A 23,040-nucleotide genomic window follows, 5' to 3' on the forward strand; every position below is an offset into this window, starting at 1 on the left:
ATTTTTACTTTGTAAATTTTAGTATTTAGTTACTGCAGAGAAGATTGCAATAAAGATTAACGCAAGGATTAAACCAAGACCTGCTAGACGGTTTGATTTCATACGTTTTGCAAGGATTGGCCCAAGCGCAGAAACTGCAACCCATAGTCCAACTTTTACTTTTACCCATACTGGCCAACCAGCACCGTGACTAACACCGATACGAGCAAGAAGCCCCATACCACCTACGAAAAGTAGGAAACTTGCAATACCAGAAGTAATTTTAAAAAGCTTTCTGTTTTGCGCTTCAGTACTTACAAATTGTGGTGCAAATGCAGCAACCATAAGAACAACCATAAACACGTGAAGTACTTTGTAAAATTCATAACTCATTTCTTTTCTCCAATTCTCTCTTCAAGACTCGTCATTCTATCATTTAATATTGTTAAAGTTTTATTAACTTTTGCTAGCTCTCTTTCTAGCATTAAATCTTCTCTATGTAGACTTGATTGCATTCCTTCTACATTTCTTTTTAAGACTTGTACACGTCTTCCGATCGTAAGAAATTGTCGACCGAGCATGACATTTGCAAAAATAGCGGTATAAGTGGCAAATAGCCCTGTACCAAAGATCATAAGAACGACAGCAATAATACGCCCAGCAAATGTGACAGGAGTAATATCACCATAACCAACAGTTGTTATTGTCGTAAACGCCCACCAAACAGCATCCCCAAGTTCAATAACTTTTGGGTTATGCCCTTTTTCAAGATGTAGAAAGACGAAGGCGAAGATAATAACGCCAAGGTTCCCCATGATTGTAATAAACCAGAAAGCAACAGTTTTGAATAAATAAATAAAGCGTTCAACAAATACGCGAAAGCCTGTGCGCAAAACTAACCTCTTCTACAAAATTTTAATTTAATATATAATATTTAATATGAGCTATTTTGGAAACAGCAATAAAGGAGAAAAGATCCTACGCGGTGCATACAACTATTACCGCAAGGATAGTCTCTATGCTGAAGAAACATTTGAAGTTTACCGCAGACCAAAACTCCATCAAATCTACTTTGAAGGAGAAATGCTGGCGCGTGTAATGACTGGTGAGCTCTTAAAAATCAATGTCGCCTACACCGTTGATAAAGAGTACACACCTGTTAAAGTTCAAATTATTAAAAGCCTCGGGGAACAAATCTCAAAAGAGATTTTCTTATTTGATCATTCAACAAGTGAACTCAAGTACCAATTTGATTGCGATGGTGAAGTTAAGCTAGAATCTATTACGACTTCTCCAAAATTCTATGTCACAACACCGCTGAGCTGCTGTAGTATGCTTTTTCTTTGGTCAAAGAAATTTGATTCCGTTGGAAAGAATTACTATTCGTTCTTTTCTACTAATAATCAGTGGAAATACGAAGGCCCAATCATTAATAACAATATTGTTGTTGAAAGAGCTGCACAAACTTCAGAGTCCATTAAAATTGCAGGGGCCACTGTGACAGCTGTTCAGTACAAATTATTTGAGAAATTAGATTCTGATGATGCCAAAGATATGAAAGTTGATCCTGAATTCTTAAGCATCTGGTTATCCCAACACCAAACAATTCCTTATATTATTAAAGACAAGCAAGGAACTAATATAACGATAAAGTATCTTAACAACCTCGATCGAGGCTAAGAATGAAAAGGCTGTGGACAGGATTATTTCTAATCGTTTTGACATCTTCTTGCGCAGGTAAAATTTGGTTAGAAAGCACTAAGCCTGACTCGAAAGCTATCAATAGCATCCTGTCTAAAGAAAATGGTGAAAGTTCAAATTTAAATTTGAAACTTAATCACTCCGACAAAGTAGAATTCACTCAAAACTTTAGGCCTTGTTGTGCTTTTGGTACTAATTTCACAGTGGCCCTCTTATCAATACCTATCCCCTTTTTTAAAGAGACAAATACGGTCAATTACGATTCTCTTGGAACCCATATATACAATATGGAAAAATTTTCAGCAGAAGAGATGGCCTCAATCGGTAAAAGAACGCCAGAGGTAAATGGCCTAATTTATACAAGAAGAGGTGGTTTAATCGATACTGCACATATCAGAGATACTGCCGATGTCACGCTTACACTCTTCTATAAAATTTATCCTAGGCTTGGAACAAATTTTGAAATTGAGTTACCTCGAGAAATTGGTAAACGATCAATTCTTTTCAATGCTTTTGATACAAGTAAAATGGAAGGAAAAGACAGAATCTTCCTAAGCTCTGCACTAGCGGCAAAACTTGCTTACGAGATGGCAGTTTCACACGAATTTGCCCAGTGGCATGGTTATAGGAATGTCTCAATATTTCCAGAGGAGCAATCAGCTTACTCACCAGAAGATCTCTATTCAAATATACTTGGTGCAAAACTTGCTTCGGCCCTAATCAACGAACAGCTCATCTTTTCAAGTATTCAGTATAATTTGAATATGACTTCTTGGCTTGAGCAAACTTTAAAAGAGTTAGGGCCTGTCGATAAAGAAGAAACTCAAAGACTTCTAATGACGACGAACAAAATATGGTGGGATCAAGATATTAGATTACCTGATAAGTTCATGCTGAGAAAAAGGGATTATAGCTTATCGTTAAGGCTCTCTCCTCTTGAAATTCCGACTTCTCCGCTAAAAGATCCAGCGACACTTGAAATTAAAGAATTTTTTAGAAATTACAACTTAGATAAAATTGCAATTCTTAAGCTTGAAATTGATCCTTCATTCGAAGATAAATTTAATCATGTTCCAAAACATATTTGGAATAAGAAGCTAACGATTAAAGACCTTAGAAAGATTGCTCAATACGATAAAGAATTTGACGACAATTACCTTAAGAATAATTAACTTCAAAAAACGTATATAATATAGATCTATGAAGAATAATCTACTTTCACCTATTCTCGCTTTACTCTTGTTGGCAACTTCATGCGCAAAACTTCCGGCCAGCAGAAGTGAAATTAAAAAGAATAATAATACACATATTTCAAAACAATTATCACCATTCATGTCTGATGGTTGCTCAAAGTGGCCAGACGGAACAATTTCAAAACCAAATGCATGGCTGAAATGTTGCTTTGTTCACGATCAACACTATTGGCTTGGTGGAACGGAAGCACAGCGATTTAATGCAGATCAACAACTAAAGGCATGTGTAAAAGAAGAGTTTACTGATTGGATGTCGATAGTCATGTACCTTGGAGTGCGTATTGGAGGAGGCCCTCAATACCAGACCTCTTATCGTTGGGGCTACGGTTGGAACTACGACAGAGGCTATATTCCTTTAACACAAGAAGAAAGCGATTATGCAAAAACAGTCGCTCCAAAAGAGTTCGAAGATATTAACAAATATATAAGGAGAACAAATTAATGAAGCTCATCATCTCTCTAATAATTCTCCTAAGCTCTTTAATGAGCTTGGCCCAAGAAATGCCAGTTAATAAAGTAAGTGAAGAAAAACCTCGCTATTTTCCAATCTGGGGAGAAGAAGCAAAGAAGATGGGCTACACACTTCCTCGAGCTTATGGAATCAATATTTCAAGAATTGAGCACGATGAAAAATTTGGTGTAAAAAAAGCAACTCTAAATGATGAAAATTTATTTGATGCACTCCCTGTCACAGGAGATGTAAAAGTCGATACTGAAACAAAAATAAATATGATTCGTACAGACTTCTGGCTTTTACCATTCTTTAACTTATATCTTGGGATTGGTCAGATTCATTCTGATGTACAACTTGAGTTTAAAACTCAATTGCCAATCGTTGGTGCCCAACAACATAAAATTCCATTTAAAGCAACTGGGACTGTTGCAAACCTTGGAGGAGTTCTTGTCGCTGGTTACAATAATTGGTTTGTAATGACTAATGTTAACTTAACTGACGTTATCATTGAAGATGAGTTAGATGTGAGTCTTTATAGTATTGCTTTCCGAGGTGGATACAACGCTGGTAAACTTCAAATTTTTACGGGCGCTATGTATATTGATAGTGATATTAAAATCACTGGCTCACGCCAAGATATTGTCCTCAACGTAAGCCTTTCTTCATATGGATGGCACGGACTTGCGGGCCTCAATTACGAAATCAATCGTGAATTCGGATTAACCACAGAACTTAGCTTTGGCGATCGTTACATGTATCTTCTAGAATTTGGCTACCGTTTCTAAGTCCTAATCAAGGGTATTAACAAAATCTTTAGAAGCTTCAAGAGCATCCTTAAAATTTGTGCGATGAATTTGATATGGCTCCATTTGCTTTGTTAGCTTGGACATAGTCGAATTCTTCCACTTCTTAATACGAGAATCAATAACAACAACTGCTCCTGCATCAGACTCAGTTCTTAAAAGTCTTCCAAGCTTTTGGTGAAGGTTTCTTGTTCTGTGTGCAAGATAGTAATCTTCAAATTCATTACCGATATTAGTTTCATAGTACTCTCGACGAAGACGAATAACTTGCTCCATTGAAAGATCAGGGATTTTATCAATGAAAACAAATCTCAGAGCATCACCTGGAACATCAATCCCCTCTCCAAACGACTCCATTCCGATGAGAATACCATTACCACTTTCTTTGAATTCTTCCACAACATTGGCACCCATTCCTTGAACGAAAACAGGTAGCTTGCCCTCAAATTTATCCAGCATATATTCCACGGCCTTTTCAAAACGAGCGCGTGCAGAGAATAGTAAAAGGGTTCTACCATCAATATCCTCAATGAATGGTGTTAGACGATCACAAATAGTCTTTACAAAATCTTTGTCGTAAAGCGATGGTGTATCGTCACACAAGAAAACTTTTGTACGATTCTTATAATCATATACTGAAGGTAGATAGAGCCCTGTTCTAAAGCGTCTTTCAGGCTCACTATAGAGGTAGCCCGTCGACCATTCCATGCCACGACTTCCCTGATCTCCATGCTCATTGCCAAGAGTAGCAGAAGTATAGACAACAGATGATGAGGTCTGCAGAAGCTGGTCATGTAAGATGCGCCCAGTGTTGATTGGGCCTGCAGTTAGTAAGAAGCCTTGTTGTTCATGATACTTCATTGATAAAGAATGAGGCTGCGATGAGCTTTCAATCTTTAATAAGACAGCTAGAGCATTCATCACATCTTCAAGCTGACCGACAAATGCTTCAAAACGAGTCCAAGCAGTAATTTCACCTTGGCCTTGCATATCACTTGCCTGCCAGCGAATTGTATACGGATATAATCTTTCATAAACTGATTTTAGAAGATAGAAAATACTCTCCAGATGGTGGAAGACACTTAAGCGAAGTCCTTCTTTTTCTGTCGGCATAATCATTGGAAGTTCATTCCAAAATTTATCTGTATAGCGAGGCATCTTTTTAAAAATCATCTCAAACTTTTCTGGAAGCTCAAATAAGTGATCTCTAAGCATAGAGGCCGTATCAATTGATAACATTCGAAGAGATGAAATCTCTTCCTCTTGATTTTCTTCAATCATTGTATTGATTAAGTAGAAAAGAGAACCTAAACCTTGTAGGTTTTGAAATTGTTTGTGAAGACTTTCAAGATCACTTTGTGCCACTTCTGCAGAAAAAGCCTTTGTCGCCTCACCTTCAATTTTATGGGCCTCGTCCACAACCACGTAAGCAGGTCTAGGAAAAGACTTTGTCCAAGAAAACATCAAAGCGTGGTTTCCGATAATAATATCAGCTTCCTTAGCGTCTTTTAAACCTCGAATATAAGTACAGTTGGCGTAGAATGGGCACTGCTTATTTGAGCAAGCGCGGTAATCTACGGCCAAGTCTTTTTGAGCTTGCGTAAAGTTTTCAAGCTTCATACGAAGAACAAATGGTAGATCATCTTTAGAGATCATATGTTCAAGCGCACTATTTGAATTGTGATAGAAAAGAGATTCAAAATAGATATCTGCAAACTTATCTTTTATGTCATTACTTTGAGAAAAAAGGTCTTCCTCATTTTGTCTTTGCGTAAATAGAAGTTCGCAAAAGTGGTTACTTGAACCAATGAGCTGGCGAATCTTCAGATCTTTTGGTGAAACTCCTAAAAGTTTATGAAGTGCCGGAACATCTTTATTCATGGCCTGGGCCTGAAGAGTCTTAGTTCCCGTTGCCACAAGAACTTGCTTCTGTTCACTTAATGCAAATAGTGCACTTGGCACTAAGTAGCCAAGAGTTTTCCCCGTTCCAGTTGGCGCTTGCACCATGGCGTGAATATGATTCTTAAAAGATTGGCCAACTTTAAGGGCCAGATCCTCTTGTGACTTACGATAGCGATAGCCATTGAATAATGACGAAACCTTCTCTTCATTGCTAAAGATATTTTTTACGTTTTGCCCGTTAAAAGTTATATCGAAATTTTGCTCATACACCTGCTTATCTTCAAGTGTTTTAGGATATGCCCACTCTAGGGCCATCTCAATATGAGCTGCTGGATCAAAATCTATCTGCTCAGAGATTTCAAATAGCTCTTCTTCATAAAGACATAAAAACCTAAAGAACCAATAATCATGAAGTGAGTACTTATGCATTAGTGACATCATGAAGTTATATTTACCGGCATCTTTCTTTGTCATAAGTGTTGCGACAATTACAACTTTTAAAAGATCAACAGAGTCTTGAAAGCCTCGGTGCAATTCTTTTTCAGCTAATCCAAAACCAACAATAAAGTTTTCAAGTTTAAGTGAAGACATATGAGGGAAAAGGAGTGAAAGAAAATAAAGAGAATCTTGCCAGCGGTGACCTTCTCTAAAATCGAGTGTTTCAAAGTGATGGTCTAAGAAGCCGGCCTCAAAATCTGCGTTATGAGCGAGAATGTCGTGGCCATCTAACTCAAGGACTTCTCCAATAACATCATCAAGAAGCGGAGCACGCTTTAGCATTTTGTTATCAATACCTGTGAGCTTTTGAATGAACTTTGAAATTTCAAAACTAGGACGACATAGTGATTCATATTTATGAACAAGTTTAGTTCCTTCAAACTGAAGAAAACCAACATCAATTATTTCATCAACACTACAGTCTGCACCTGTTGTCTCGATATCAAGAAGTGCCCATTTGCCTAGTGTGTTATTTTCTGTATTCATCGTATCCATGCTTCTTTACTGCTCCCATAGGCCTTCGCCTTTATTTAACTTAACATTGTTAAATCGTATTGATAATCACCTTTTTATGCCTTATTCTAGGCTACATATTATTAATAATTTCATTACGTAAGGGTGCGCCATGTCTTCAGCGACATTTTTTCAAATTCAATCATTTTTGATCCTATCTTTAATGATTTATGGAGTAACCCAGAGCAAAAAACGCCAGAAGCACGTTAAGATAATGTCTGGAGCGATGATTTGGGATGTTATTTTAATTCTACAAATTGAATTAAGCCGCAGTGCAATTGATAAAGCAATGGAAGTATTCCAATCGCAAACAGCTCTAAAGATTCACCTATTCTTTGCGGTATCAAGCGTACTTCTTTACATCGCAATGGTAATCTCTGGCCGTATGATTCTAAAAGGTAATTCTAGCTTTATTAAAAAACACCGTTACCTAGGTATTACTACTCTAGCGTTTAGAATTTTAACTTTTATCACAAGCTTCTATGCAGCTTCTAAAGTTGTACTATAAGAAAACGCAAAATAAAGAAAGCGAGTTTATATGTTATTTGAACAAGTAAAAACAATCATCGAAGAAAATATCAAAGATTCACAAGTAATGATCTACGACCTAACTGGTGGAGGCGATCATCTTGGTATTACAATCGTGAGTGATGAATTTAAAGGTAAAATGCTTTTAGCTCAGCACAGAATGGTTATGGATATTTTAAAGCAAAAGTTAAGTGAAGACTTACATGCGGTACAGCTAAAAACTCTAACTGTTGAACAGGCAAAAAATCAGGGACTAATCTAGTCCCTGTTCATATTTTTTAAATAAAAATCAAATTGATTATTTCTTAGTGGTGATCATCCATCATCGCATCATCAAAATCTTTACATGCAATTGCAAGAGACGCTGGAAGAAGGGCCCAGAAACCAACTAAACATAGTGCTACGAATACTTCTAAACTCATATATTATTCCTTTTAATTAAATTTCTTTGAAATCTAATGACCATTATAGGTCATTTAGGCTTTCCTGACTAGAAAATTCGACTTCTGGGGTTTGACCCTTATCGATTTCAACTTCCATAATCCTCTGAAATCTCTTAGAAATCTTTCCAGTTGTTATATTAATATTATTTACATCTTTAGTAACCGTCGCTAAGTGCTTAGTTAGATCGCCCCATCTCTTCTCATAGAGGCCAAAATCAACTCCTAGCTTATTAATCTCTTCGTGAAGAATCGACATATACTTAGATCGCTCCATATTCATCAGAACTGACTGAACTGTTGTTAATGTGGCCATAAAAGTTGTCGGTGAAGCGATCCAAACATTCTTCTTTTGTGAGTAAGCAATAATATCTTCGTGATAAGCATGGATCTCTGCAAAGATTGCTTCAGCAGGAAGAAATAGAACGGCCTGCTCAGAAGTTTCTCCCTTAATAATATACTTAGAAGAAATATCATCAATATGCTTTTTAACGTTCTTCACAAATTCACGACGAGCAACAGTCTTTTCCTCAACCGATCCCTCAAACATTCTCTTAAAATTCTCTAACGGAAATTTCGAGTCCACACAAAGTCTTCCAATTGGCTCAGGAAGATCAAGCATGGCATCCACAAGCTTGTCATTAGATAGCTTAAACTGAAGCTTGTAGTACTTATCACCTTCTCCAAAGACAGACTTAAGAAGAGAAGTTAATTGAACCTCACCAAAAATCCCACGTGACTTCTTATCTGTTAATACCTCTTGTAGACTTACAACATTCGTTGAAAGAGATTCAATTTTCTTTTGGGCCTCATCAATTTTAGCAAGACGAGCAATGATTCCAGTAAAAGTTTCGTTAGTTTTTTTGAAACCTTCATTTAAGTTTTCTTGAACCTTATTATTAATCTTTTCAAGCTTTTCTTGAATAGCATGATTAGTCTTATCAAATTTCTTTTCAAGATCTTGAGTTAGCTGATCCTTAAAACTAAACATGTCTTTATTAAGTGCGCCCTTTGTCTCCATTAAGCGCTCTACAACGATCTCTCTAAGATTTGAAAAATTCTCCGCAAGCTGATTATTATTTCTAAAAAGCGTCTCTGTCATATCGTCTTTTTGAGAGCGGATAAGATTTGTTACTTCATCAAAATTAACCGTGTGCTCTTTCTTAAAAATTAGAAATAAGAAAGCTAAGATTACAACTTGCAAAACGATGACAATAATTATTGGAGTCATTAATTCTTCCCTTCAACTTTTGGCGTAACATATTTTTGGGCCTTTTGCTCTCGCCCTTTCTCTTTAATGAACTGTAGTCCATCAATCCACTTGCCTTGCACACGAACACCCCAGTGTAAGTGTGGAGCACTAGAACGACCAGTATTACCACTTAAAGCGATGACTTGACCACGCTTAACTGTTTCACCTTGCTTAACTTTGAATTTTGACAAGTGGCAATACATCGTGATGACACCTGCACCGTGGTCAATAAAGACGGCATTTCCATTAAAAAAGAGATCTTTAACAAGAATAACTTTACCATCATTCGAAGCTTTTACAGGAGTTGGCCTTCTGGCACGCATATCTGTTCCTGAGTGCCAGCTATTTTTCTTATCATTAAAGACACGACGGTTTCCATAATAGGCAGTAATTTTTGAGTTTAGTGGCTTAATAAATTCTTTATCAGTTAATGACTTTTCAAGTTCAGCAGTTGCATAGGCTTCTTTTTGTAACTTCACCTCTTCCTGCCAACGCTTAACATCCTCAGGAGCTAAATCCACGTGTTTTTTAGAAACCTTAATATAAGACTTCTTATACTCAAATGGCTTAACTTCAAAAGTTGCAATATGGTATTGAACCTCTTGTCCGTATACTTCAGACTTTAGGTAACAGTGAACCGAAGTTGGTGCGTTTGTCTCTTCACCGTCTTTTGTTTCAAAATACCAATACTGCGGTGCCCAGACTGTTTCAAGCGTATTCCCTTTCACATTGTGGCCAAGTGTCTCTTCGCCACATAGAACGCGAAATTTTTCGCCAATACTTGGCAATTGCAAGACGATTTTATTGACCTTACCAGGATAGGCCACACGCTGCTCAACTTCATAAGTTCCAAGCTTAGGTAATGGCTTAATTCCAGCACATGAATAAATAAATAGAATAAAGAAAAATAGTAATAGCTTTGTGTGTTGTCTCATAAGAAAATTATGGCAAAGAAGTCACGTTTTTTAAACGCCTATTGCTTTAAAAGTACTAAAAATCAGGGTATAAACAAATATATTTATTTCGAAGGGGTAATTTAATGGCGATTATTAAGCCGCAAAATGCAAAAGGTACAAGAGATTTTGGTCCAATTGAGTCATCAAGAAGAAATCATATTTTTGAAACAATTAAAAAGAGGTTCCAATCTCACGGTTTTATGCCACTTGAAACGCCGGCCGTTGAAAACCTGAACGTACTTACGGGAAAATATGGAGAGGAAGGAGATAAACTTCTTTTTCGTGTTCTGAACTCAGGAGACTTTTTAAAGAAAGTAAAACCAGAAGATTTAGAAGAAAAGAATCTATCAGCTGTTTCGAGCAAAATGTGTGATCGTGGCCTTCGCTACGACCTAACAATTCCATTTGCTCGTTATGTATGTGCAAATCTTAATGAGCTGGCCCTGCCATTTAAACGCTACCAAATTCAGCCTGTATGGAGAGCTGATCGCCCTCAAAAAGGTCGCTATAGAGAGTTCTATCAATGTGATGGAGATATCATCGGAACGGAATCACTACTAAGTGAAGTTTCTTTAGTTGAGGTTTATCACGATGTATTTAAAGATCTAAAAATCGACGGTGTTGAAATCGTTATAAATAACAGAAAGATTCTTCAGGGTATCGCAAGTGTTCTTGGAGTTAGTGACAAACTAACAGATATGACAGTTGCCATTGATAAGCTTGATAAGATTGGTGCTAACAAAGTTGGTGAAGAGCTACTTGGCCGCGGATTCAATGAAGATCAAGTAAGTCGCCTCTCTACTCTACTAACACTTGAAGGTGACTCAGATAAGAAGCTTTCAACAATTAGAGAGTTCCTTGGTGCTGATGAAATTGGTAAGCTTGGCCTAGAAGAGCTAGAATTTGTTCTTTCAAACGTAAGAGAGCTTGGTATTGAAAACCTAGTATTTGACCCTACTCTGGCCAGAGGACTTGATTACTACACTGGCTGTATCTTCGAAGTTAAGCTAGTTGATGGTTCAATGGGAAGCATCGGAGGCGGTGGACGCTACGATGACTTAACAAGTATGTTTGGTCAAAAAGAGAAGCTCTCAGGTGTTGGTATCTCATTTGGAGCAGAAAGAATTTATGATGTGATGCTTGATCGCGGATTATTCGAAGAGATTAGTGCAAGCGTTGATTATATGATCATCAACATGAGTGATGAAGACCAAAAAGAATACCTACAAATTGCTCGTAAATTTAGAGTAGAAGGCCACTCGATTGAAATCTACCCTACTTCAGCAAAAATGAAGAAACAAATGACTTACGCTAACAAGCGTGGAGTTAAGAATGTAATCTTCTATGGTGATGCTGAGAAGGAAAGAGGCGTGCTACAAGTGAAGCATATGGAATCTGGAGAACAATCAGAAATTAAACTTTAAATAGTCGACATACCATCCATCTTGGACATAAAAAAAAAGCCACTCTAAGAGTGGCCTTTTTATTTCTAACGAAATTGATTCGTGTCGATTATCCTAGGATATCGTATGGACGAATTGTCTTTCTACCGTTAGCTGTACATCTCTTTTGAGCTTGATCAACTAGCCAGTATACGTACTCGTTCATTGCTTCAAGAGCGTCTGAAGATACGTTGTATCCTTTACCCTTAAGTGCTTCTTTAGTTTTTGAACCAACTAGAAGCATTTCTCTTTTAGATGCTTTCTTAGCTGTTTTCTTAGCTGCTTTTTTTGGAGCTGCTTTCTTTGCTGCTGCCTTCTTTGGAGCTGCTTTTTTCGTAGCTTTTTTCTTTGCCATTTTAAACCTCGTGTTTAGTGTTTTTAATGAAAAATTTGTAATAATGTAATTTTAAGTACCTGGCCTAAACTACGTCAATAAAAAAAACGGAATGCCTCTTTAATTTGTCGATAAATAGCACTAATCTCAACTAAATAAGTGGGTAAAATGGTCACCTTTGCACCGATTCCAAGCTTAAGCTAATCTTTAGTGATGGATAAACAAGCTATTAAAATTGCTTCAGAAAAAAGCAATAAATTTATATTAGCGTTTGAGAATATTACAAGTAATACAAACGTCTACGATACAGAAAAAAACCAAATACTGATGTTGGAATCACCTAATAGTATTTGTGCAATTATTCCAAAGAAAACATGTGCTAGTGGGCACAAAATTAATCTCTACATCATTCAAAGCTCGCAGGTCCCAAAAGGTCAGCTAAGCGATATTACGAAACTTAGCAATGTCATAAAGCTTTCGAGTGAAGTCGTGGAGATTGAAGAGTATGGCCCTGAAGAAAATAAAGTTGTTTTTCGTTTACTAGAGGACAACATGAAGGAGCACAAGAAAATTGAAGCAGTGATCTTAGAAAGACAAGAGCGCTTCAATGAACTTTTAAATCAATATAGAAACACACACGAAGAATAAAAAATAAGAGACAGTTACGGAATTGAAGAAATGAATAGAGAAGCATTTTTTAACGACATGGAAGTTTTAGTAGTCGAGTCCATAGGAAACGCACGCGTGGCCTATGAGAATGCATTTAAAACTCTGGGGGTCCAGAGAAAGAATGTTCGATTTGCTAAAACTTTTGAAGATGCACTTAAAGAGATGAAAAGCTTTAAGCCTACTCTTGTATTCTCTTATGAAGTTCTAGCGGAAGGACGCTATAACCAAGTTCTTAAAGAGCACTTAAAAATACTTCCAAATCGTACAAAGAATAGTTTTATTCTCTTAACACAAAATGACTCTATTGATGCCATTTCAAGAATCGCGCAACAACAAGTCGATCTTGTTCTTCCGATTCCTTTTACAGTCGATAGCATCAAAGCACTTATGGAAGAACTTTACAAAATGAAGTCTTCCCCTAGTGAGTATAGACAATTAATCAATGAAGCCTACGAGTATGTTGGTTCAAAGCATGAAAAGGTTTTTGAGATCACGCAAAAAGCCCGTGAACTATCAAAAAATCCATTTGAAACACACTACCTTGAAGGTCTTTGCCAGTTTAAAGAAGAAAAGTATGATGAGGCGATAAAGTCACTTGAACAAGCCTATGCTCTAAATTCAACAGACTTCAATACATTAAAGTTATTCTTTAAAGCATATAAGCACCAAAAAAATTATTATATGGCACTTCAGTATTCATTAAAACTTCATGCTGCCTACCCTATTTCTCCAGATATGCTAAGAGATCTATCGATGGTTGCAGTTGCAGCGAGAAAGCATGAGCTTATCTTAAACTACTATGAAGCGTATAAGAAAGTGAATGAACCATCTGATGATATTAAAGATGCCATTGCTGCAGCTCTTGTTATCTATGTTCAATGTGAATTGGATAAGATTGATTTCGATAATACTTCGATTCAAGAACTTCTAAGAGACAAGAAATATAAGGATTCATTAAAACTCTTAGAAGAAGCTTCAATTATCTGTACGACAAAGCCTGCAATTTTAGAGCGTATGCTAGTGGTTCTGGCCCATACGCCAGACAATAAAACGACTAAATTTATTCAAGTAAAACAAAAAGAGAAGTTTCCAAAATATGAGAATGCACCGTTGATGGATGCCCTTGTATGTGACAAAGATTCAACTGCTTCTCAATCATTAAAGATGGCCATTGATACACTAAACAGCGGCTATAAATCAGAAATCCTTTATGAAATCATCATTAAGCGCTCTATTGAGATGAACCGAAAGAAGGAAAGCACCCAAGAGTGGTATGAGCAGGCCATTAAAATCTTTCCAAATATGAAGGTCAGGCTCGATAAATTTTATAATGCTTAATGTAATTTCGAACACTTCGCTCCGCGCCGTACTATAAAGCCCTTTGCATAGGCCCACCAAAATTATATAAGAATAGGAAATTTTTGGGGGTATTTATGTTTAGAGCAGTAATCTTGCTAGCTGCTATTGTTTACTTAACTAGTACAATGGCGCAATTTCAAGCACCACAAATTCCATCTCATACACAAGCTCAATGTGTTGAGAAATTATGTGCAAATAATCCAGGTGAGTGTAGTTCAAGAACAGAGCATCGTATGATCTTTGATGCATGTTCAAGACAACTAGACTTAGGATGTATTGATTTATCAATGAAGCTTATTTCAAGCTATGAGCAAAATGAAATTGAAGAGATGGTTTCAATTGCTCGCTCTTGTCAGTATGTATCTGGATATGCTCATCAAACAGCAATGAAGAATATTTACCGTTATGATCGTGATGAATTCTCAGAGATCACTTTTATTAACTCGAGACTTTGGCTTGTTCAAAACTCTTGTTTAGCAAGTGCTCTTTCAAGACTTCACCCAAGAGACTTTGATAGTCTTGAAGACTTAAAAGCGATTACAAACCAATGTACAGGGACTTTTGATGTAGCCTGTTTTGAAAAGCAGTGTAAGTCAAAATATTCATGTAACGATCAAGAAGAGGTTGTTGATGCACTTAGAAGCTGTATCTCAGGACCAAGTAAAGTTGATCGTCGCAGACTATAAAATTTAAAGATTAAAAAATTAAAAAAATAAATACACACAAGAACACAACACACAGGTTTTTTTAATGATTAAAATTATAATTAAAATAGTGGCCATCACGATGGTGGCCACGTTTTCTAAGGCTCAATTTAACAGCTCAATCCTTTTTAGCGGGCGTCTTGCAAACTCATGTCAATTCGTAAGTGACCAAGCAGTCCTTGAAGTTGTCGACTCACTAATCACGGCCATCAAAGATATCAATGATGAGCGCTACCGTTGTCAGTCAATTTATGCCAACTCAAAGGCCTTCCTCGCCTCTTTAAATGAACAATACCGATCAAGCTCTAGTGAGCTTTCAATTATTGACTCAAACCTTGAGACGATTTCGAGTGAAGTCTATAAGCTTGTTACAGCTAGCTCATATACGGGACAATTTGATCAAGAAATTCTAAGTCTTCAGCGCAGACGACAAGAACTACTTGATGCGGATAATAACCGTAATAATGGAATTGTTGATTCGCTTAGTATGGCCACAACGATTCTTGATGATCTTAGAGCGGCACCAGAGTGTGATGAGGATCTTGGCACAAAAATGATTCGTCCAACGATCATGCTTATGGGTCAAGTTGCAGGCGCACTTTATCCTGGATCGAACCTATTTACAGCAGCGGCTTCAACAGGTCTTGCCAATATGGTGGACAGTCTTGTTTCATACGTTCAATTTAAAGGTAATGATGCTAACCAAGCTTTAGAAGATCTCTATAATAATCGTAACTACTACGTCTCTTACAAGTGTGCTTATAAGAATATCAATGCAATGACTTGTAACCTTCGTCGCAAAAATGCAACAAGAGAAGAAGCAAAGTGGCTGTACAATTATATTAAGGAGCTTGATACTCCAACAAAAGATTTTGAAAGAGTAAAAGACTTAAGAAAGCACTACCCTCGTCTTCAACGAATCCTTAGTGAACTTCGTGATATTTACGAGACAGCAAACCAACAGGATACAATTGTAACGATTGCCACTCTACAAAAAGAGCAAGCAAAACTTAGGCTCTATCAACCAAATCCTTACGAGATTGAAGAGTGGAATGATAGCTATCAAAACATTCGCCCATGGTCAGAGTGGGCCCATATGCTGACTTGGTATACAAATATCAACTCTAAACTAAAAGTTTATTGTCGAGAGTTCCAAGATGGTAAGTACTGGGTAAAAGAAAATAGTGACTGTCAGGAAGCTGCTATTGCACGTGATGAAGATCGTACGCAATATATCCAAGAAGTAATTAAGCCGGCCTTAGCTGACCTTGGTGCCGATAAGGAAAGACTTTCTGAAAAACTTAGAAACTCAGTAAACGTTGAAAGACTTTATAAAGTAATCGAAGCCGAAGATAATTGGCGCGACAACAAGAAGGACTTCTCGATTTCTGAAGTTATTCAAATCTTTGAAGAAGACCTAGAAAACACGACAACAAGGCCAGAGGCAACGTCACTGTTTTCAATTAGAATTAAGAAAGCACTAAAGGCCCTTAAGGCACTCGTTAATTTTGAAAATGTTGTGACAGACACACAAGGACTAACGCCAGAAGATTGTGATATCGACAATCCAACATGCCAGTGTGACAGCTTCAAGGACCTTTCTCAAGCTGCTTATACGTATCTTGCAAATAACCTATCTGATGGTGATGTACTTTCAGTTGAAACAATTGATGCAAGTTTTTACAACTATATCAGGACAGTTGAAGAATTCTTCTTATATGGCCTTCCATATGCTGAATCTCCTGAGCTTACATACCAAGATAGCTTAAACTACTCGAAGTATATTTTCTTAGTTCCAATTTATCGTGGAATGCAAGAAAGCCTTCTTCGTGGAGATAATGTGGGAGCAAGTAATATCCCACTAATGAATACAGCACGTAAAAACTTTGAAAAGGTTTTCGCAAAAGAGATCATCAAGGTTCTAAACAAGAATGTAAAAGTGGCCCTTGATAAAGGAAGCCGTGACGATATCTACCGTGACACTCTCCACTCTTGTGCCATCTACTACCCGATGATTAAACAAAAAGGTATGGGCCTAAGAGCAAAGTATGTTCTTAAAAGGTGTAAGGAGCTACTGGATAAAAGTGGCGGAATCCCATACCTCATCCAAGGTACAGAGCGCTTTTCAACAAAGAATGAAGCTTACAAAAACCAGTGTTTCTATCGTGATTACGAAGAGGCCGTAAGCACAAAGAAAGCAGAAATCGCTCGTGAACTTGATCAAAGTGGTGATTTACCAGAATTATAATATTGCCAACCCCACCAGGGTTGGCTATTATCTTTCTACAAAATATCTCAATTGAGGGCCTTTAGCTCAGCTGGGAGAGCGCTTCGCTGGCAGCGAAGAGGTCAGCGGTTCGATCCCGCTAAGGTCCACCAAAACAAAAAAGCCCACTCTTGCGAGTGGGCTTTTTTGTTTTTGTTGATATTAGTATCAGATCTAATTGCTTTTGGCGGTCGATGGCATGGATGCCATCGTGTCGACGACGCAGGAGCTAAAGTCGACTCCCCTGCAAACTAGCTCACTATTTAAAAAAGAACATTTCGTGCAAGATCACTTTACGTTGGCTCTGCATAAAGAAAAAGCAACTGGAAAACTAATCCTTCGCTTGCACTAGGACAATTGTCCTAGTACTATACCAATTAGGACACTAGTCCTAAATAAGTAAGAGGTAAAAATGTCAGACTTATCCACTAGAGACGAAATCATAAAAAATGCTGATAGACTTTTTTATGAACAAGGCTTTGAGAAGACTTCCTTTACAGATATTGCAAGAGAGGTTCAAATCTCTAGAGGTAATTTCTATCATCACTTTAAATCTAAAGATGAAATTTTAAGTGCAGTAATTCAATACCGCCTCAAGAAGACTGAAAAGCTATTAGAAACATGGCAGTTAAAAGGCAAAGACCCTCAAAAAAGAATTCAACTTTTCATTCATATTCTAATTGCAAATTTGACTAAAATTAAGCTTTATGGGTGCCCCGTCGGAACGCTTACTACTGAGTTGAATAAATTAGAGCACGTTTCACGAAGTGAAGCTAATGAAATATTTAACCTATTTCGTGACTGGCTTAGGCAGCAATTTGTTGATTTAGGATTTAAAAAAAATGCTAACAAATATGCAATGCATGTATTAGCAAGAAGTCAAGGAATTGCAACGCTGGCAAATGCCTATAGAGATGAATCGTTTGTTAATTATGAAGTTAAAGTTTTGATTGATTGGGTAAAGGGTTTAAATAATAAATAATTTAGGAGATTAAAATGTTTGTAGTGTTTTTAAAGTTTTCAGAAAATAAAAATCTAGCTGCGGACTTTATGGATGCCCATAAAAAATGGATAAAAAAAGGAATTGATGATGATGTATTTATGGTTGTTGGCTCACTGCAGCCAAACCTAGGTGGAGGTATCATTGCTTCATGTTCATCTTATTCAGATTTAGAAGAAAGAGTAAAGAATGATCCATTTGTTGAAAAAAATATTGTTAAGTATGAAATTCATGAAATATCGCCTTCGATGGCCCATGATAAGTTTAAATTATTAATGAAGTAGAAAAGTATGTGTGAGCAATGAAAAATACAATTAAAGGTACTGACGGAAAATTAAGATGTAAATGGTGTGGCGTTTCCCCTGAATTTATTGAATACCACGATAAGGAATGGGGATTTCCCGTCAAAGATGACTATAGATTATTTGAAAAAATTTGCTTGGAAGCGTTTCAGTCCGGTTTAAGCTGGAGAACAATTCTTTCTAAAAGAGAAAATTTCAGAAAGGCCTTTAAAGATTTTAATTTTGATAAAGTCTCTAGATTTAACGAAAAAGATATTAATCGCCTACTTCAAAATGAAGGAATTGTTAGACATCGTGGAAAAATAGAGGCAACAATTAACAACGCTAAAATGGCAAAAAAAATAGTAAAAGAGTTTGGTTCTTTAGCTACCTATATTTGGAGCTTTGAGCCGAATAGTAAAAAACCAATAAAACCGCAAACTGTCTCTGTGACTCCTGAATCAACTTTACTGTCTAAGGACTTAAAGAAGCGAGGTTGGAAATTTGTTGGCCCAACAACTATTTTTGCTTTCATGCAGGCGATGGGGTTAGTTAACGACCACGTTTCTAAATGTGCCATCCAAAAGAATGTTGAAAAGTCTCGAAAAAAATTTAAAAAACCTAAAATAGAAAAAATATAAGGTTCCAGGTCACTTTCCGTTGACCGTGCGTAAAGAAAGAGCACCTGGAACTACAGTTTCTATATACCACACAAAAACGAACGGACAATAACTTAAAAGCCACACAGTATCCAAACAGTCATAATAATAATTATCGATATTACAGCTTTTACAGCTAAAGATATCTTTCGTGCTTTTACACATCTATAATCATCACATTCCTTTATAAATTCAAACATATTAGATGACTTTGAAACATCATAGTCCTTTTTCAATCTAATAAAGAGCATAGAATTATATGTAGACAATACGCCGAGTACAAAAAATAAAAATGCATAAATGCTAATAAATACTATATTCATATATCACCCCTTTTAAGAACAAAAAACAGCAGAATATCTGGCTCCTTGCCAACTTAACCAAGCAATAAAGTGTAGATGGATGTATAACACTTTATAAGTTACCATATCTTAAACAATATAAAACTAGGTAAAAAAAATGAATGATCAAACAAATCGCAAGAAAGACCCCTTAGAGGGTGTAACTTTAAAGATGATGTTAACAGATGTTATCAATCTCTTTGGCTGTAAAGAAATCTATGCAATGACAGAGATCAATAGTTTCAATGATGAGCCTCCCATGTTTAATAAAATTTTAAAATTTATTAGAAAAAATCCATGGGCCATTCAAAAGATAGAGAAGATGTATCGTGGGAATTTAGAAACGATAGAAAAAATGAAACGCGATGGAACGGTATCAAAAAAAGACCTTGCACTTGGAAGTGGTACTGGTGGGCGTAAGACAAAATACTGAGAGGCATAATAAGAATAATCACTAGGAAGTGTTTCTAATATCTAAAACCACATCAATTAAAGATTTTCGCCCGCTAAGCCGACTATTGAACGTTAATAAAGTGAGGAGAAAGCGTGGCTTCAACAGTTAAATCAAAAGTTATTGGATATGGCTCATCTAAGGTAAAGGGAAAAACTAGAGAGTACACATTTCTTGAATTTGAAGATGGTACCAAACTTAAGAATGTCATCACAACTACATATATCGCTGACCATATTTATGTAGGTGAAGAAATTGAAATTTCTTATATGAATGTTAAAAAGTTTCAATTTATCATTGGTGCAAGATCTAGAAGAGGTGAATTAATGTTGGCCTCAGATGACTCCATGATTATTACGGCCGTTGCATTTTATTGTATTCGCGACAGCTTCCTCATCTCAACCTTTGTAGGTTACTGGATTGGAAAGCTTTCTTTAATACAATACGAAAATATTCAAATAGCGATTAGGCACTTTGCTTACTTTGCCATTGCTGTTTGCTCAATCTACTTATATAAGTTTATTAAGTTCACAAAAGATTATAAAAGTGGAGTTGCTGCATTAGAGGAAAGTTCCAAACAAGTACAGGCGGCATAACTTAATATATGTCTAGAAATAAGAATAAAAAGAATAACCTAAAACAACAGTACCGCATTCTACATGACGAGGCCGTCAAAAATGGTGAAGACTATTATAAGGACCCTGTTACAGGCGGTATTGTTTCAACAGAAGTACGCCTAAAGCGTATGAGAAAATGCTGTAAGTATGGCTGCCGCCATTGCCCTTGGGGCTTCAAGAAAAGAAGCTAAATTAAAAAGTAAGTGGATCACTGCTCTAAACAATGTAGAGATATCATGCTATAATTTTGACGTTAATGACAAATACAGGTGAACAACTTTGAAATTAAGAAATCAAATCGAATGGGCAATACATTGCATGGAATTTTTAGCGAGAGTTCCAGAAGGTGTATTTATCCCAACAAAAGTTCTCGCCAAATTCCATGGAATCCCTAAGGAATACCTATCTAAGGCCTTACAACTCTTGGCCTCAAATGGATTGATTGAAGGGACCTTAGGTCCTAAAGGTGGCTATCAATTAGCAAAAGACCCTTCCCAAATTAGTCTTTTAGAAATTGTTGAGGCCATTGAAGGAAAGAAAAGAACATTTAATTGTCAGGAAATTCGATTTAACAACCCTTGCCTAAAGAAAAAAGACAAAGATAAAAGTGTAAAGTGCACAATTGCAATTGCAATGCTTGAGGCCGATGAAGCTTGGAGAAATGTTCTTAGAGAAAAGAAATTATCTGACATTGTTTCAGGAATAAACGCGCAAGTTCCAGCAGAAATCTTCGACTTATCAGAACAGTGGGTAAATAAAGAGATGTCCTAAACTGCGCCTCTTTTAAGTCTCCAAAACATGTATCCATTTAATAAGGCCAATATAACAGTAAAAATAATAAAGTCATAAGCCTGTTCAAACCCTACTGAAAAAATCATACTGAAAGTAAAAGTTACTAAGAGTATAAAACTTGCTAAGAAAGTTTCTTTTAACCTTACATTAAAAATAAAAAAGACAGCTAATAAGACTTCAACGATAGTGACAATATACCCAAAAAAGTATGACACTTTTTTAGGAAACCATGGGTTTAGGCTTGCTGTGTAGCTCAAAAAAGTATCAAAATCACCCCAAACAACTCCCATATTTCCAGCAGGCCCTAGTAGGCTTAATCGATCAGCTACAACCCACAAATACGTGATTGCGAGAAGATACCTAGATATTAAAAGAGCTTTTTTGAAACACATACTTTTCTCCTTGAGCCAATTAAGGATATAATATATCCTTAATAATACCTTTGCAATATAAAAAAAAGGATAGATATGAGTCAGGAAAAAAGATGGAAATTATTTTTCTTCTTATTATTTCTAGGAAATCTTATAAGCGCTTTGTGGATGCTAGTAGGCCCTGTACATTGGTATAAAAACTTTCCAGGAAGAATTCCTGACTTTGGACCTTTAAATGAGCATTTTGTTCGTGATCTAGGATGTATTTTTTTAGTATTAAGTGTGATCTCATTTAAATCAATTATCGATAGTTCATGGAGAAAGAATACACTCTTCATCTTACAGGCTTGGTTTACGGCCCATGCCATAGTTCATCTCTTCGATACACTTAGAGGGCTGGTTGCAATGGAGCATTTATTCATGGATATACCTTTATGCTACATGCCTCCTCTACTAGTTGGTTTCATGCAGTTTTATTACCATAAGGAACAGAGTTCAATGAAAGGGGGGAAGCTTGTTTAAAGATTTATTTTTCCTCTTGGTTGGAATCTATTTAGGACTCTCCCCTTTTTTAACATATTACTTTACCCATGGACCGGCTTGCCCATGTCACGCACTAATAAATGAAAGTGAAGTACCTTAAAGAGCTATCCTATTTTAATTAAGTTTCAAATAAATCAATATTCAGGCCACAAACAACTTCTGTTCCAGATTCCTTAATGTCATCTTGAGTGGATTGAATTAGCTTTAAAATTTTCTCCTTCAGAGGTAAGAAATCTTTTTCATCAATCGTAAATGTAGAAGAATAATGAATATTATTAGGCTCTTCTTTGGCAATGATGTCTAACACTTGTATTCTCTTTGCCATCTGATGAGGTGTGTTTAGCCAAGACTCAAATGGAAGGTGTATAGACTTTCCGCTAAAGATGTAGTTTTGATCATGTTTTTCAACTAGGCCAAGCTTTTCTAAGTAGATAAGAGTTGATCTAACTTTTTTCTCACTTAGTGCAAAGTGATTGGCCAGATTAGGAATTGTTTGTAACTTGGGACAACTAGTCGCGATGTGTATCGCAGACGGTATCCATGAGATAAAATAGTCTTTATATTGCTCATTTTCATCGTCAATAACCATTGAATTGACTCTAGAAGCTAGATTACCTGCTTCCTCAGCAATTTTCTCGCCCTTGTACTTCAAGTAACTTTTAAGTTCGTGAGTTGAGGCCCTAGCGTAGCGAATTAGATTTAAGAAATATTCTGTTTCAATTTTGGAGAAGTTAAAAAATACACTTAATTTATACGCTTGATCTTCACTTAGATCGGCCTTTTCCTTCAATACCTGCGATAGATATGCAGCTTGGCAACCAATTGCCTTTGATAACTTTGCCTGAAGTCCCCTTTGTGCATAAGCCTCGAGAATCAAGTAACGAAGAAATTTATGATAATTTTTAAACTCGAATATTTCCATTTACGAAGAA

27 protein-coding genes and 1 tRNA gene are annotated in these 23,040 nt (G+C 36.5%); 20 read left to right on the top strand and 8 right to left on the bottom strand.

What is annotated here, in order from left to right:
• Positions 1–18 precede the first annotated feature (18 nt).
• A complete protein-coding gene (locus ABMA70_RS04140) occupies positions 19–372 on the bottom strand; it encodes a SirB2 family protein (RefSeq protein WP_103216783.1) in 354 nt (117 codons plus the stop codon).
• Positions 369–872, bottom strand: coding sequence for a potassium channel family protein (locus tag ABMA70_RS04145; protein ID WP_392991408.1), 504 nt, complete (start codon positions 870–872; stop codon positions 369–371). The genes ABMA70_RS04140 and ABMA70_RS04145 overlap by 4 nt, the downstream gene beginning before the upstream one ends.
• A 46-nt stretch (positions 873–918) precedes the next feature.
• Here ABMA70_RS04145 and ABMA70_RS04150 point away from each other — a divergent pair, with 46 nt between their 5' ends.
• From ABMA70_RS04150 to ABMA70_RS04165, 4 genes are read left to right on the top strand one after another with little or no spacing between them, the layout of a single operon-like run.
• Positions 919–1,659 carry a hypothetical protein gene (locus ABMA70_RS04150; protein ID WP_392991406.1) on the top strand — a complete coding sequence of 247 codons (741 nt, stop codon included), beginning with the start codon at positions 919–921 and terminating at the stop codon, positions 1,657–1,659.
• A 2-nt stretch (positions 1,660–1,661) separates the two neighbouring features.
• The gene (locus tag ABMA70_RS04155) at positions 1,662–2,852 is read left to right on the top strand and encodes a DUF4056 domain-containing protein (RefSeq protein ID WP_392991404.1); all 1,191 of its coding nucleotides are present in this window, start codon (positions 1,662–1,664) and stop codon (positions 2,850–2,852) included.
• Positions 2,853–2,880: 28 nt separating this feature from the next.
• On the top strand, positions 2,881–3,375 hold the full coding sequence (locus tag ABMA70_RS04160; protein WP_392991402.1) for a hypothetical protein: 495 nt from the start codon (positions 2,881–2,883) through the stop codon (positions 3,373–3,375).
• A complete protein-coding gene (locus ABMA70_RS04165) occupies positions 3,375–4,172 on the top strand; it encodes a hypothetical protein (protein WP_392991400.1) in 798 nt (265 codons plus the stop codon). Before ABMA70_RS04160 ends, ABMA70_RS04165 begins: the two co-directional genes overlap by 1 nt.
• 3 nt (positions 4,173–4,175) lie before the next feature.
• Here the strand turns inward: ABMA70_RS04165 and ABMA70_RS04170 are convergent, their stop codons facing one another.
• Positions 4,176–7,085 carry a helicase C-terminal domain-containing protein gene (locus tag ABMA70_RS04170; protein WP_392991398.1) on the bottom strand — a complete coding sequence of 970 codons (2,910 nt, stop codon included), beginning with the start codon at positions 7,083–7,085 and terminating at the stop codon, positions 4,176–4,178.
• Between the two features lie 130 nt (positions 7,086–7,215).
• Here ABMA70_RS04170 and ABMA70_RS04175 point away from each other — a divergent pair, with 130 nt between their 5' ends.
• Together ABMA70_RS04175 and ABMA70_RS04180 are read left to right on the top strand one after the other, a co-directional pair.
• Positions 7,216–7,611, top strand: coding sequence for a hypothetical protein (locus tag ABMA70_RS04175; RefSeq protein ID WP_103216776.1), 396 nt, complete (start codon positions 7,216–7,218; stop codon positions 7,609–7,611).
• 30 nt (positions 7,612–7,641) lie between these two features.
• The gene (locus ABMA70_RS04180) at positions 7,642–7,893 is read left to right on the top strand and encodes a BolA/IbaG family iron-sulfur metabolism protein (RefSeq protein WP_392991396.1); all 252 of its coding nucleotides are present in this window, start codon (positions 7,642–7,644) and stop codon (positions 7,891–7,893) included.
• Between the two features lie 203 nt (positions 7,894–8,096).
• Here the strand turns inward: ABMA70_RS04180 and ABMA70_RS04185 are convergent, their stop codons facing one another.
• The gene (locus ABMA70_RS04185; RefSeq protein ID WP_103216774.1) at positions 8,097–9,302 is read right to left on the bottom strand and encodes a DNA recombination protein RmuC; all 1,206 of its coding nucleotides are present in this window, start codon (positions 9,300–9,302) and stop codon (positions 8,097–8,099) included.
• Positions 9,302–10,258, bottom strand: a complete 957-nt coding sequence (locus ABMA70_RS04190; RefSeq protein ID WP_103216773.1) for a M23 family metallopeptidase — start codon at positions 10,256–10,258, stop codon at positions 9,302–9,304. Before ABMA70_RS04190 ends, ABMA70_RS04185 begins: the two co-directional genes overlap by 1 nt.
• Before the next feature lie 104 nt (positions 10,259–10,362).
• Here ABMA70_RS04190 and hisS point away from each other — a divergent pair, with 104 nt between their 5' ends.
• Positions 10,363–11,703 carry a histidine--tRNA ligase gene (hisS, locus tag ABMA70_RS04195; protein WP_392991394.1) on the top strand — a complete coding sequence of 447 codons (1,341 nt, stop codon included), beginning with the start codon at positions 10,363–10,365 and terminating at the stop codon, positions 11,701–11,703.
• Between the two features lie 88 nt (positions 11,704–11,791).
• Here hisS and ABMA70_RS04200 read toward each other — a convergent pair whose 3' ends face one another.
• Positions 11,792–12,076: a hypothetical protein gene (locus ABMA70_RS04200; protein WP_103216771.1), complete on the bottom strand. Its 285-nt coding sequence runs from the start codon at positions 12,074–12,076 to the stop codon at positions 11,792–11,794.
• 192 nt (positions 12,077–12,268) lie between these two features.
• Here ABMA70_RS04200 and ABMA70_RS04205 point away from each other — a divergent pair, with 192 nt between their 5' ends.
• From ABMA70_RS04205 to ABMA70_RS04260, 12 genes are all read left to right on the top strand, one after another.
• A complete protein-coding gene (locus ABMA70_RS04205; protein WP_103216770.1) occupies positions 12,269–12,703 on the top strand; it encodes a hypothetical protein in 435 nt (144 codons plus the stop codon).
• A 30-nt stretch (positions 12,704–12,733) separates the two neighbouring features.
• Positions 12,734–14,062, top strand: coding sequence for a tetratricopeptide repeat protein (locus ABMA70_RS04210; RefSeq protein ID WP_392991392.1), 1,329 nt, complete (start codon positions 12,734–12,736; stop codon positions 14,060–14,062).
• Positions 14,063–14,157: 95 nt separating this feature from the next.
• Positions 14,158–14,769: a hypothetical protein gene (locus tag ABMA70_RS04215; RefSeq protein WP_392991390.1), complete on the top strand. Its 612-nt coding sequence runs from the start codon at positions 14,158–14,160 to the stop codon at positions 14,767–14,769.
• Between the two features lie 64 nt (positions 14,770–14,833).
• The gene (locus ABMA70_RS04220; RefSeq protein WP_392991388.1) at positions 14,834–17,035 is read left to right on the top strand and encodes a hypothetical protein; all 2,202 of its coding nucleotides are present in this window, start codon (positions 14,834–14,836) and stop codon (positions 17,033–17,035) included.
• A 55-nt stretch (positions 17,036–17,090) separates the two neighbouring features.
• Positions 17,091–17,166, top strand: a tRNA-Ala gene (locus ABMA70_RS04225).
• A 299-nt stretch (positions 17,167–17,465) separates the two neighbouring features.
• On the top strand, positions 17,466–18,035 hold the full coding sequence (locus ABMA70_RS04230; RefSeq protein WP_392991386.1) for a TetR/AcrR family transcriptional regulator: 570 nt from the start codon (positions 17,466–17,468) through the stop codon (positions 18,033–18,035).
• 14 nt (positions 18,036–18,049) lie between these two features.
• Positions 18,050–18,337, top strand: a complete 288-nt coding sequence (locus ABMA70_RS04235; protein ID WP_392991384.1) for a YciI family protein — start codon at positions 18,050–18,052, stop codon at positions 18,335–18,337.
• Positions 18,338–18,354: 17 nt separating this feature from the next.
• Complete coding sequence (locus ABMA70_RS04240; protein ID WP_392991382.1) at positions 18,355–18,975, top strand: DNA-3-methyladenine glycosylase I; 621 nt, start codon at positions 18,355–18,357, stop codon at positions 18,973–18,975.
• Positions 18,976–19,452: 477 nt separating this feature from the next.
• Complete coding sequence (locus ABMA70_RS04245) at positions 19,453–19,767, top strand: VF530 family DNA-binding protein (protein WP_103216766.1); 315 nt, start codon at positions 19,453–19,455, stop codon at positions 19,765–19,767.
• Between the two features lie 113 nt (positions 19,768–19,880).
• On the top strand, positions 19,881–20,381 hold the full coding sequence (locus ABMA70_RS04250) for a hypothetical protein (RefSeq protein WP_103216765.1): 501 nt from the start codon (positions 19,881–19,883) through the stop codon (positions 20,379–20,381).
• An 8-nt stretch (positions 20,382–20,389) separates the two neighbouring features.
• Positions 20,390–20,593 (top strand): DUF5522 domain-containing protein, encoded by a 204-nt coding sequence (locus tag ABMA70_RS04255; protein WP_392991380.1) that lies wholly within the window; start codon positions 20,390–20,392, stop codon positions 20,591–20,593.
• Between the two features lie 88 nt (positions 20,594–20,681).
• The gene (locus tag ABMA70_RS04260; RefSeq protein ID WP_392991378.1) at positions 20,682–21,173 is read left to right on the top strand and encodes an RrF2 family transcriptional regulator; all 492 of its coding nucleotides are present in this window, start codon (positions 20,682–20,684) and stop codon (positions 21,171–21,173) included.
• On the opposite strand, the gene ABMA70_RS04265 is transcribed toward ABMA70_RS04260, so the two are convergent.
• Positions 21,170–21,586 carry a hypothetical protein gene (locus ABMA70_RS04265; protein WP_392991376.1) on the bottom strand — a complete coding sequence of 139 codons (417 nt, stop codon included), beginning with the start codon at positions 21,584–21,586 and terminating at the stop codon, positions 21,170–21,172. The two genes, ABMA70_RS04260 and ABMA70_RS04265, sit on opposite strands and share 4 nt — an antisense overlap.
• A 75-nt stretch (positions 21,587–21,661) precedes the next feature.
• Here ABMA70_RS04265 and ABMA70_RS04270 point away from each other — a divergent pair, with 75 nt between their 5' ends.
• Complete coding sequence (locus ABMA70_RS04270; RefSeq protein ID WP_392991374.1) at positions 21,662–22,087, top strand: hypothetical protein; 426 nt, start codon at positions 21,662–21,664, stop codon at positions 22,085–22,087.
• A gap of 139 nt (positions 22,088–22,226) precedes the next feature.
• Here the strand turns inward: ABMA70_RS04270 and ABMA70_RS04275 are convergent, their stop codons facing one another.
• Positions 22,227–23,030 carry a TIGR02147 family protein gene (locus tag ABMA70_RS04275; protein WP_103216763.1) on the bottom strand — a complete coding sequence of 268 codons (804 nt, stop codon included), beginning with the start codon at positions 23,028–23,030 and terminating at the stop codon, positions 22,227–22,229.
• Positions 23,031–23,040: the final 10 nt, after the last annotated feature.

Source organism: Halobacteriovorax sp. XZX-3, assembly GCF_043196495.1.
Taxonomy (GTDB): Bacteria; Bdellovibrionota; Bacteriovoracia; order Bacteriovoracales; family Bacteriovoracaceae; genus Halobacteriovorax_A.